Origin of the sequence: Sphingobacterium shayense, assembly GCF_013179575.1 — a bacterium.
GTDB classification, from domain to species: domain Bacteria; phylum Bacteroidota; class Bacteroidia; order Sphingobacteriales; family Sphingobacteriaceae; genus Sphingobacterium; species Sphingobacterium shayense.
Genome location: NZ_JABMCQ010000154.1, coordinates 1 through 10,493, shown reverse-complemented (window position 1 = coordinate 10,493; position 10,493 = coordinate 1). Strand labels below are relative to the sequence as shown.

Below are 10,493 nucleotides of genomic sequence, written 5' to 3'. Positions count from 1 at the left end.
TATCGCCAAGCGTACGGTGCGTACTATACTTCCTTAGCATATATTTCTTTTGTTTCCTTTTTATTGTCTCGTTCTAGAACGATTTCCATGATACCCTTTACCTGAAGATCAAAATTCAGGTGGAGAATAATTTTATCTCTGTTTATCGTTTGAATTTGAAAACTCTCCAGACGTTTTCCGTCGCGATGAAGCTCCAGTATGTGTCCACGACCTTTTATGAACCATTTTAAATGTTCCTTACGGTGGTCCTTGGTGGATGCGAGCGTTCTGTTTTCAGAAAAATTCCATCGCCCGAGGTGTATCTCGTGAAAATCGCTGAGTATTTCTTTCTTTAAATCTTGATAAACCGGGGAATCATTTGGTATCGAACTTTTACTATTGTCTTTTTCAATGCTCCACGAGGTCTCGATCCATTCACCTTCAATTATTTGTTCGGGGCTTGCCATACAGTTGACCGCTAGACTTGCTGATGCTAGAATCCCAAAAATGATGACGTAGTTTAGTTTTGCTAAAATATCTTTACTCATAGCTTAATTTTCTATCGTTTCTAAAAAACAAGGCTTCCAGTTCGTCGCGCTCATCCTTCTCTTGTTGTCGCACTGCTAATTTGTTGACTATCGACCCCACTTTCTTTTGCAACTCGCATAGTCTGCCATGGAGGTCGAAAGTATGATGATGGCTGTCGGAATGTTGGTATTGCTCAGACAGTACCAGTTCTTCGATCCGGTTTCCTTTTAGATAATTTGCGATGTATCTACGATTTTTAGATATTACAAGATCTGCGTATATTTCGATCAACTTATCCTTATATCTCGACCGTATCATCTGGCATCCTTTTATGAAATCCTCACCCTGTATTTCATCTAGGTAGAAATCCTTGTCAAAACCAAGTAGCATCGTGATGGAGGTGCCAAGGTCAACTCCGCAAGCCAGTATGATTTCGACCTGTCGGTTCTCCGTCTGTTCAAGATACGCCAACACCACTTGGAGAGAAGCGGTACTGAAATCTGTAGGTATCAAAATTCTACTTACCATTTTTTGCCATTGTTTATGACAAAATTAGGGGGAGGAGATAGGGAGGTGATGAAAAATAGATTAGTTTTCTATTAGATTTTTAGCAACGAGATTAAGGGGAGATTAGAATATGACTACCCAATTAAAATGAGATTAGAATTTCCCCGTTGGCAGTTCAATACGGACTGTGGTGCCTTTCGCGAGTTCTGAACTGATGGTTAGTTTTCCCTCGTGCATTTGAATGATGTTTCGAGCAAGCGGTAGCCCGATGCCGTATCCTGAGTAAAAAGAAACATTAGACGCGCGAAAGTAAGGGTCGTAAACGAATTTTAGTTCCTCTTCCGGTATCCCGATACCTTTGTCCTTTATAAGAATAATTACACCTTTCTCAACAGCTCCTAAAGCAACATATGCCGTGTGATTCTCCGAATATTTACACGCGTTTGAAACAAGGTTTGATATCGCAAGTTGAAGTAGTGCAGATGACCCGTTTACTTTTAACTTCATGCTGTCCTCGGGCAACATGCTGAAATCAGTTTTAATGTGAAATTTGGAATTGATATCTTTAACCGCGATTTCCGCATCCATTATAATTTGATCGATACGAACTGGCGTAAATTTCAAGGTGTTATTTTGATACCCCGTTTGGGCAAGCATGAGCAGAGCCCGCGTTTTCCTCTCTAGATTCTCCGAAGAAACCAAAATCTTTTTTAAGGATTGTTGATATTGTTCAACGCTTCTATCTTTGGAAAGAGCAAGATCGGCAATACCGATAATCGTCGTCAACGGAGTGTTCAGTTCATGAGAGGCATTACTAATAAAATTCTTCTGAGTCTCAAAAGAGGTTTCTATTCTGTTTAGCATACGATTGAACGTTTGGGCCAGTTTCTGGAGAACCCCTTTTTCACGATCTTCATTTAATCTAAGGAAGAGGTTTTCAGAACTAAATTTTTCAACCTCTCCAATCAAGCGGTGAACAGGCTTGATAAAAGAACGTTTGACTAAAAGAGAGACGACGATGACAAAAAGAATTCCCAAAACCAGGGATATGATCAATAGACTTCTTAGATAAGCGAGGTGGTGTGAATAAAAGTAATTTTCTGCGGAAATTCCAATGATGTAGCGTTTGTTGTTCTGGAAATACACGCTAGTTGAGTAAAATTTATTACCCACTTTAAAGTTGGTCGGCCCGGCCTTGTCTATCTTTCTCCAAATCGAGGGGTCAAGATAGTTGTCGCCTTTAATCCCGTTTTTGTGGTTGAGCTCAATTACGAATTCCGTTTGGTTAAAAAGTTCTTCGATATAGTTTTTTGACCATTCTACACCTTCACGCTTAGTGTCTAAAACGCGGTTGGCTGTAATTTCTCTTCGGAGATCGAGGCGTTTGTAGAAATCGGAAAATGCAAAATTTGTGACCGAATAAAATATAAAAACCACAAAGGTAACGGTATAGATTACTAAGATACCGATCAATGTGTAAAGTAATTTGTTGTACGTTCTCAATTATTCTTCGATTTTTAATACATAGCCCATACCTATCACAGTGTGAATAGCCTTTTCTTTGGTCGTTTTTTCAATTTTCTTTCGTAGGTAGTTGACATATACGTCAACAACATTTGACCCGATATCAAAATTGATACCCCATACTTTATCTAACAGTTCTGTTCGATCAAACACCTTTTCTGGCGATTTCAACATTAAAAGCAATAATCGGTACTCAGTTGAAGTTAGGTTTAGCGGCTGTCCACAGGAGTAGGCCACTTTCTTGTAATCATCCATTTCGATAAAGCCATAACGATGGTGTTTCTTCTCGCTCGTTTTCGCTTGTTGCGTGATTTCCCGTTTGCGACGGATCAAGGATCTGACTCGAGCTTTTAGCTCGATTAATTTAAACGGTTTGGATAAATAATCATCAGCTCCACTGTCGAGACCAATAACAACGTTTTCTGGGCTCGCAAGAGCGGTTAGCATCAGTATCTGGAGATCTTTAAAACCAATTTCACGAAGGCTTCTACAGACCTCCAACCCGTTCATCTCAGGTAGTAAAATATCTAATATAACAAGATCAACCGACTGTTCTTCCAAGATTTTGAGCACTCCGCTGTACCTATCTGCATGGAATACAACATAACCTTCTTCCTCTAATCCCTGGATGATGAATTCGGCTACGTCCGCATCATCTTCAACAAGTAGTATGTTTAACTTTTCCATTTCCGCAGATCGCTTGATTTTCTAGGTCACTAAGATATAAAACTGTGCTTTAAATTATCGTTTTTTAACGTGTTTTCTAAAATAGAACATAATGGATCGGCGCAGGTTTATCACAAAATATCGTTGGTTTATGCAAAACAATAGTTATTTCGAATTGAATGCTCGCGGCGGTTTTTCTCGTATCTCAAAGAAGGGTTGAAAATAATATCGTCAGGGACTGGCGATCACAGGGGCGGAGACTGAAATAAGACTTTGGTAACAAAGCACAAGTCTGCGAAACCCGGAGCCCCTTTGTCTTTAGCAAACGGGTAGTCCGTTCACTGCTTTAATTGGCTGCCCACCTCTATTATATTAATTAAGGTGTGGCATATGTGGGCAATGCTGCTGTTTATGATTTCTTCTGGAGTACCCGCCAGTAAAATTCTTTGGTTGGTAACTTTGGATGCGAATGCAATACTATAAAATATCGTTCCGACGGGTTTGTCTTCGCTTTCGCTGCCTCCGGGCGTTGTGAGTCCTGTAATTGCTACCGTAATATCTGCCTTCATTTGTTTCTTTATTTGAAGGCACATTTCTCTCGTTACTTCTACCGACTCGGGGGTGAACTTGCGGATTAATTCTTTGGAAATACCGAGAATCTCTTCCTTAACGCAAGCATCATAACAGACTAAGCCGCCTTTTAGTATGTCTCCCGAATAGGCTGTTAAAGAAAATTCATACGCCATTTTACCGGCTGTTGCACTTTCGGCGAATGCTATACTAAGTTTTTTGTCTGCGATATTCTTGCAGCAAACTGCTACGGTGTCTCGGTAGTCCTCCATGTTAATCGATTCGAATTTTAAGTTTTACAGAGGGTACGCTGGTAACAATAGCCCCATTTCCAATAGCCGGAAATTTCCCAGAAGGCACGCTCTGCAGTACTATTAACCATGGAAATAGTATTTTGTTCAACCGCTTTAACAATATTCTTCTTATGCTTCCTCTAGGAATGTTAAAACGTTTATAAAGACGATCTAGGTTTTTTACCGAAATTAAATTTAGCAAATATATAGGCTGATTGGTACTCCCATGGTTAATACGCTAAGAACAGGTACTTCTCACAAATTAGGATCTCAAACAACCTATACCCGACGGGAGTAAATACAGTATTATTGGGTTAATATGAACCAAATGGACTCCGTATTGTTCTTGGATACAATGATAGACAAAGATCAGAATGGATCTCGTTTCTGTATAACTTGAATATAATCAAAGAGAATAGTAAAATAATATAAAACGTTATGAGAAAGTTTATCCCAACGTATTCGCACGCAGTAATTGATTACATACTGGTTATTGTGCTTCTTATTGGCCCCTTTATTTCTGAGTTTGACTTCTCTGGGATGGCTGCCACTATTTGCTTCATCAGTGGTGGTGCGGTCGCCTTGTTATCTATATTAACGGCGAGTGAAGGCGGATTAATCCGGATAATACCAATGAAAATTCATTTGGCAATTGATATTTTGTTAGGTATTTTTCTAATTGCATCGCCCTTCCTCTTGCGCTTTAGTTCCCAGACGTATTTCTTCCATATATTTATTGGAATAATCATTCTCGGATCGGCAATATACACGCGTTCAACTGTCATCAGTTCTCGGCCTCCGATTCAACCCCACTCATCTCACAGCTAACAGAAAAATCCGATTTTCGAACAAAGATGTTGTACCGCTAGGAAAAGTTTGAAATCTCGTTGACGCGCTAGGGTGATTTCACGGTGTCTATTCCGGCTTTTTCCGATATCTCCTTTCTGTGCTCCAACTGGCTTAACACGGGGAGTACTGGAGATACTGCGGAATTCTTAATTAGGCAGAACAAAGATTTCGCTACGCTGTTCTTTAAAAAAGGGCCCTTTAAATCGTTCTAAGATAGCCTGTATAAAATTCGATAAACATGAAAAACGACAATTTACAAAAATATGCCTTGATCACAGGAGGAACATCAGGTATAGGCAAAGAGTTAGCTAAGTTATTCGCCCAAGATGGTTATAATCTTGTTATAGTTGCCAGAGGATTAGAAGGTCTCGCAAGAATGAAAATGGAACTTGTGAACGGCTACGGCGTGGAGGTTATAACGTTGTCGAAAGACCTCAGCTTACCAGGATCGGCGATTGAGCTTTATAACGAAATTTGTGAAAGAAATATTTTCATCGATGTGTTGGTAAATGATGCCGGCCAAGGGCAATATGGTCTTTTTACCAAATCGGACTTGGACCGAGTTCTCGAGATTATTCAACTTAATATCATTTCGTTAACAACTTTGACGTATTTATTCTTGAAAGATATGGTGGCACACGAAAAAGGTAAAATTCTGCAGTTAGGCTCTATTGCCTCAGAGTCGCCTGGCCCGTGGCAAGCCGTTTATCACGCCACGAAAGCATTTGTGCTTTCTCTTTCAGAGGGAATTAGGCAGGAAGTTAAAGATACTGGTGTTACAGTTACGGTTTTGGAGCCCGGCCCCACAGATACCAATTTCTTCAAAACTGCCAGTATGTTAGATTCTAAAGTCATGGATGGTAAATTAAGTGACCCTGCTGCAGTAGCGAAAGATGGATTCGATGGACTATTTCAAGGAAAGGACAAGGTTATCTCCGGATTTAAAAATAAATTGGATGTCGTCTCGGGGAATATTCTATCGGACGCTTCCAGTGCAGCTCGGATGGGAAAAATGCAGGAGCCAAGAGATCAACAGAGAGGGAAATATTAATTGTATCCGGCGTAACGTATTATTGCACGCATTATTTTCCTACTCGGAGCCGGCTATCTCTATAACTGTATAATACGTGGTGTCGTTAAAGTGAGTTTGTAAAACATTAACTGCAACATTATATACAGGAATGCCACTCGCGGTGACAGACTCATAACGTCCAGCGTGTGCATGTCCATGAAATGCAACTTTCACATTTCGGCGCTGCAGCGGTTCGGCTAGATGCGATGATCCTAGAAACGGATATATCTCAAGCGGCTCTCCCGCTATCGTACCGCTCACCGGAGCGTAATGCATCAATGCTATTTTTACGACCTCGGGATGCTCTTGCTCTAATCTAGCTAATGCCCGATCTAGCAATAACGACTCGTTTACAGTTTCTTGTACGAAAGCCTTCATACTATCTTCTCCAAACATGGAAAGCATATACTTGTCAAATCCACCACCAAATCCTTTAACTCCCGCAACACCGACGTTGCCTATCACTTCGGCTTCGCCATCTAGAATCTTGATATTTGCGTCTTGTAATATTTGCCGGATGATTTTCTGTCTTCCCTTTTCAAAGTCATGATTACCTAACACAGCTAAAACCGGAATGCCCACATGTCTAATTTCGTCGGCAAGAACGTGCGCCTCATCTTCGTCACCCGTGTTCGTAAGGTCGCCTCCGATCAATAAGAGATCCGCTCGTGTTGTTATTTCTTCAAAACAAGTTTTCCATTGTCCTCTATTCGAGGTTTTTATATGAATGTCAGCCATTGCTGCTACTCGTGTTTTCTTTTCCATTATACCGTTTTTATTGTATAAGACTTATAATTCCATTCTTTTACGTCCACCTGGTATTGGGTTTGGTCGATCATCGGTCCCCGGCAGACTTTTTCCACACTTACTGGTAATTCATATTGTTCATTGGCTCGATCGATCAATTCGTCAAATAGCCATTTTGGTATGATGTCGTGATAGTCTGAGGGGTAAACGAACTGAAAGCAAAGTATCTGGCTCAATAAAAGGTGCCAGTGTTGATCCATACGACGAAGTAGGTGCCGCCAGTCCATCTTTCTGCCATGCTTTAACCACGTATGGTTAATGTCAGCACTGTCGTGTCTTTCCCTGTTCTGGACATACAATTTGCACCATACGAGCTCTTCTGCCGGGATAAAAAGAATCTGATGGTTTAGAAATTTACCAGTAGATGCTCGATCATACCAGTCTTCATCGATTGTGCAAATATGGGACACGCTGTCGAAAATGATATCGATAAACATTTCATCTTTGAATACCTTTGCCAGCCATCGTATGTCGGTTAATTCGCAGCGATAGCCATGCGATTCGAAGAGCTTAAGTATGCCGGGATAATCGCTACTCTTACAAAATATATCAAGATCCTTGGTGTTGCGAAATATGCCCGTATAATGAAACATTGCAAAAGCACCCCCGACCATAAACCGACTCCTGCTTTTAGTTAATAGATCAATTGCCTCTTGAAAGAATTCCATCGATCCTTCGTGTTGTGTTTGGTCCTTCATGCCATGTTTTTTTAATATGAACCTTTATCGGACCTACATTGTTCTGGTATTGGTTGAATTACATTGATTATTTCGTTGTAGGCTTTTGGGAAGGGTAGTTAAATTGAGAACTTTTAGGGGTTGCCGTTGTTTTCATATTACTAGGTAGCCTGACGAGGACGGCCTGACAAGATATAGTTTTTTAGTAACAACAGACAAGAAATAGGTTAATTGTAAGGATATGAACAATATACATGAAATCCAGATAGAAGCGATAAAATCTCAACAGCTTATCAATGAACAGGCCAGGCGTTCTAGGCAGGCATTGGTTAGAACCCTCGCGTTGCTTGCCGGACAGCATCTGCTTCGCTCTTCCGGAAAAAAACGCGCCAGTATAATGCGTTATGCGATTGGTGGGGGACTGCTTTATCTTGGGTTGACCGGTGATGTCCCTTTGGTTAGTTGGTTGAAACGTAAGAATATAAATCATGGTCAGCTAAATTTTAAAAAGGAAGCAATAATCGAAGCTCCACTTGACGCTGTTTACGATTTATTCAGCAATTTTTCGGTGATAATACAGCAAATTCCCGGAGTGAAGCGTGTAAAATCGTTAGATGTTGAAGGAGCACATTGGGAAGTAATGCTGGACGTCATGGGGATGGACTATGTATTCGAATTGTTCATTGTAAAAGAAAGAGAGAACGAATTTATTGGCTGGTCGACGGGTGAAAACTCAGTAGTCTATCATTCCGGAAAAATAGATTTCGCCCCGGGTCCGACACCGAATTTGACAAAGCTAAATGTGGTAGTGAGCTACACTCCACCGTTTGGAAAAATCGGGCGGACAGTAGCGAGTTCATTCAATGCGCTTTTTGATTATGGAATATCGTTGTTCGTTAAGCGGCTAAAACGCTTGGCCGAATCTTATGCGATATAAGCTACCGTTTACGACTTTAAGAAGTCGTAAACTCTAGGTGTTGACGACTTCTTTATTATTTTATTGGAATTGTTCGATCAGGATTCTTAATGCACAAATTGGACACTCCTATTCCGCGGTTCTGAAAGTTCGTCCACGAACCGCTGTAAAATAAATTAAATTATTCTAATGGGTTGTTCCTTCCCCCTGCGTCATCTCTCTTGGGGTAACCTTCTTCATCCTCCTCGGGAGATTTGTTCTCTTCTTGGTTGGTCAGCTGTTCATCTCTGTCTTCAAGTTCGTAGGATTCAAGCACTCGATCTGTTTCCGATTCTTCGAGCTGCTCGTCGAGGATGGTCATTTTGTCTTGATACTCATTTCGGGTGTAGATGTTTTCCTCATCGTAACTCGAGTTGTCGTCCTCCCCCGAAGGCGCACTGGTATCATAAGGGAGAGGATGCTGGTATTCTTCATCTTCTGTTTCGGGATCTAGTTCAAAACTATCTTCTTGTGCATTATATTTGAGATCCTCTCCCGTGGTTTCGCCCATTTTTTTATCCTCGTTCTCTATATTGAGATCTAAAATTTTATTTTTTTTATCCTTTTCCATAATGTATGTAGTTTTTATATTCTTGATATGCGGTCTTACTACTACTAGAACAATCTTTTCGGCATAGCGTTTTAGAGACTTGAATATTCACTCAAACAAGGTTGCGTAGATTCTTTTTCCGGCGTCATGGATGTGAGGGTAAACATAGAAGGCATCCTAGGGGCGCTGATATATTGGAGAATCTAAAAACGAAACGCTCCGTTGTACGTTCATTTGGAGATAAGGCGATTGAAAAATTAATACAATTATGGAAAGAGATGGTCACAATAAAAGCATTTGGCAAGAAAATCATTTGCAGGCTTTCAACAGCGAAATTTCTAAGCATTATGATGTTGTTGTTGTCGGAGGAGGCATAACAGGAGTGAGCACGGCCTTGAAACTGCAAGAGCAAGGGCGTTCGTGCCTGATAATTGAAGCTAACAAGATTGGATTCGGGACTACCGCGGGAACCTCCGCCCATCTGAATACAGTTTTGGACACTCCCTATACCGACATCATTAATAAGCACGGACTGGAGAAAGCAAAACTTGTTGCAGAGTCTGCTCGCCAAGCGATTTCTATAATTCAACGTAACGTCGCTCGTCACAGTATAGACTGTAATTTTTTCAAATGTAACGGTTATATGTTTGCAACAAATAGTGAGGAAAAAGATTCCCTTATCGGAATTAAAGATGCTATAAGGGAAGTGGGGACCTGTTGTGAAGAGACAAAATCGGTGCCTTTACACGATACATTTGATTATGCGATCGAGTTCGATGAACAAGGCTATTTCCACCCTACGAAGTATCTAAAGGGTTTGTTGGATGCCTTTATTTCTCTGGGTGGCAATGTAATAGAACGGGTTGTTGTGGAGGCAACGGAAGCAAATGGAGACCATTTGCAGATTCAGACGTCCTCAGGACTAAAGGTTACGGCTCATGACGTTGTGTATGCCACCCATACGCCACCGGGAATCCAATTGATGAGCTTTCGGCTTGCACCCTATCGAAGTTATATTCAGGTATGGGGGCTAGCGGATGCCGCGGATTATACGGATGCAGTGATCTACGATATGAAAAAACCTTTCCATTATATTCGTCCATTGAAAATGGGAACGCAGCGTTATTTGATGATCGGTGGGCAGGACCATAAAACAGCTGCACATCAAAATGAAAAATTAAATTTCTTAGAACTCGAGGCCTTTGTCCGCGCCAACTATAACGTGACGGACAAAGCATACCAATGGTCGTCTCAATACTATGAAAGTCAAGACAGTCTCCCTTTTATAGGCCACTATCCGGGACCTGGAAATGATAGGTTATATCTTGCTACAGGCTTCGGTGGCAATGGGATGATTTTTGGATCGCTATCTGCCGAAATTATAACAGAGCTTATTTTGGACGGGGAAAACAGATATGCAAACTTATATTCGCCGGCGCGTTTTGGACCATTGTCCTCGATAGGAGCAGCACTTCGTGATAATTTAGACGTTGTCAAACATTTTGTTGCCGATAGA

12 protein-coding genes are annotated in these 10,493 nt (G+C 41.0%); 4 read left to right on the top strand and 8 right to left on the bottom strand.

Annotated elements, in window-relative coordinates; genetic code table 11:
* Positions 1 to 23 precede the first annotated feature (23 nt).
* The 5 genes from HP439_RS15225 to HP439_RS15205 all read right to left on the bottom strand — a co-directional run bounded on the left by HP439_RS15225 (position 24) and on the right by HP439_RS15205 (position 4,046).
* Positions 24 to 527 (bottom strand): hypothetical protein, encoded by a 504-nt coding sequence (locus tag HP439_RS15225; protein WP_172391195.1) that lies wholly within the window; start codon positions 525 to 527, stop codon positions 24 to 26.
* A complete protein-coding gene (locus tag HP439_RS15220; RefSeq protein ID WP_172391194.1) occupies positions 520 to 1,035 on the bottom strand; it encodes a hypothetical protein in 516 nt (171 codons plus the stop codon). The genes HP439_RS15225 and HP439_RS15220 overlap by 8 nt, the downstream gene beginning before the upstream one ends.
* Before the next feature lie 132 nt (positions 1,036 to 1,167).
* Positions 1,168 to 2,517, bottom strand: a complete 1,350-nt coding sequence (locus HP439_RS15215) for a sensor histidine kinase (RefSeq protein ID WP_172391193.1) — start codon at positions 2,515 to 2,517, stop codon at positions 1,168 to 1,170.
* Positions 2,518 to 3,225 (bottom strand): response regulator transcription factor, encoded by a 708-nt coding sequence (locus HP439_RS15210; protein WP_172391192.1) that lies wholly within the window; start codon positions 3,223 to 3,225, stop codon positions 2,518 to 2,520.
* Between the two features lie 317 nt (positions 3,226 to 3,542).
* The gene (locus HP439_RS15205; RefSeq protein ID WP_172391191.1) at positions 3,543 to 4,046 is read right to left on the bottom strand and encodes a CinA family protein; all 504 of its coding nucleotides are present in this window, start codon (positions 4,044 to 4,046) and stop codon (positions 3,543 to 3,545) included.
* A gap of 459 nt (positions 4,047 to 4,505) precedes the next feature.
* Here HP439_RS15205 and HP439_RS15200 point away from each other — a divergent pair, with 459 nt between their 5' ends.
* Together HP439_RS15200 and HP439_RS15195 are read left to right on the top strand one after the other, a co-directional pair.
* The gene (locus HP439_RS15200; RefSeq protein ID WP_172391190.1) at positions 4,506 to 4,895 is read left to right on the top strand and encodes an SPW repeat domain-containing protein; all 390 of its coding nucleotides are present in this window, start codon (positions 4,506 to 4,508) and stop codon (positions 4,893 to 4,895) included.
* Between the two features lie 259 nt (positions 4,896 to 5,154).
* Entirely contained in the window at positions 5,155 to 5,967 is an 813-nt protein-coding gene (locus tag HP439_RS15195; protein ID WP_172391189.1) for an SDR family NAD(P)-dependent oxidoreductase, read from the top strand.
* Between the two features lie 39 nt (positions 5,968 to 6,006).
* On the opposite strand, the gene HP439_RS15190 is transcribed toward HP439_RS15195, so the two are convergent.
* Positions 6,007 to 6,753 (bottom strand): metallophosphoesterase family protein, encoded by a 747-nt coding sequence (locus HP439_RS15190; RefSeq protein WP_172391188.1) that lies wholly within the window; start codon positions 6,751 to 6,753, stop codon positions 6,007 to 6,009.
* Positions 6,753 to 7,493: a DUF6036 family nucleotidyltransferase gene (locus tag HP439_RS15185; RefSeq protein ID WP_172391187.1), complete on the bottom strand. Its 741-nt coding sequence runs from the start codon at positions 7,491 to 7,493 to the stop codon at positions 6,753 to 6,755. Before HP439_RS15185 ends, HP439_RS15190 begins: the two co-directional genes overlap by 1 nt.
* A 220-nt stretch (positions 7,494 to 7,713) precedes the next feature.
* Between HP439_RS15185 and HP439_RS15180 the strand changes: the two genes are divergently transcribed.
* Positions 7,714 to 8,409: an SRPBCC family protein gene (locus tag HP439_RS15180; protein WP_172391186.1), complete on the top strand. Its 696-nt coding sequence runs from the start codon at positions 7,714 to 7,716 to the stop codon at positions 8,407 to 8,409.
* A gap of 160 nt (positions 8,410 to 8,569) precedes the next feature.
* Here the strand turns inward: HP439_RS15180 and HP439_RS15175 are convergent, their stop codons facing one another.
* Positions 8,570 to 8,998 (bottom strand): hypothetical protein, encoded by a 429-nt coding sequence (locus tag HP439_RS15175; protein ID WP_172391185.1) that lies wholly within the window; start codon positions 8,996 to 8,998, stop codon positions 8,570 to 8,572.
* 247 nt (positions 8,999 to 9,245) lie between these two features.
* On the opposite strand from HP439_RS15175, the gene HP439_RS15170 reads away from it, so the two are divergent.
* A partial coding sequence (locus HP439_RS15170; RefSeq protein ID WP_172391184.1) for an NAD(P)/FAD-dependent oxidoreductase occupies positions 9,246 to 10,493 on the top strand: 1,248 nt, incomplete at its 3' end.

Bases quoted from the DNA above. Each gene is read 5' to 3' on its own strand.
- HP439_RS15225 (WP_172391195.1), bottom strand. From the start codon at position 527: ATGAGTAAAGATATTTTAGCAAAACTAAACTACGTCATCATTTTTGGG.
- HP439_RS15220 (WP_172391194.1), bottom strand. From the start codon at position 1,035: ATGGTAAGTAGAATTTTGATACCTACAGATTTCAGTACCGCTTCTCTC.
- HP439_RS15210 (WP_172391192.1), bottom strand. From the start codon at position 3,225: ATGGAAAAGTTAAACATACTACTTGTTGAAGATGATGCGGACGTAGCC.
- HP439_RS15205 (WP_172391191.1), bottom strand. From the start codon at position 4,046: ATGGAGGACTACCGAGACACCGTAGCAGTTTGCTGCAAGAATATCGCA.
- HP439_RS15200 (WP_172391190.1), top strand. From the start codon at position 4,506: ATGAGAAAGTTTATCCCAACGTATTCGCACGCAGTAATTGATTACATA.
- HP439_RS15195 (WP_172391189.1), top strand. From the start codon at position 5,155: ATGAAAAACGACAATTTACAAAAATATGCCTTGATCACAGGAGGAACA.
- HP439_RS15190 (WP_172391188.1), bottom strand. From the start codon at position 6,753: ATGGAAAAGAAAACACGAGTAGCAGCAATGGCTGACATTCATATAAAA.
- HP439_RS15185 (WP_172391187.1), bottom strand. From the start codon at position 7,493: ATGAAGGACCAAACACAACACGAAGGATCGATGGAATTCTTTCAAGAG.
- HP439_RS15180 (WP_172391186.1), top strand. From the start codon at position 7,714: ATGAACAATATACATGAAATCCAGATAGAAGCGATAAAATCTCAACAG.
- HP439_RS15175 (WP_172391185.1), bottom strand. From the start codon at position 8,998: ATGGAAAAGGATAAAAAAAATAAAATTTTAGATCTCAATATAGAGAAC.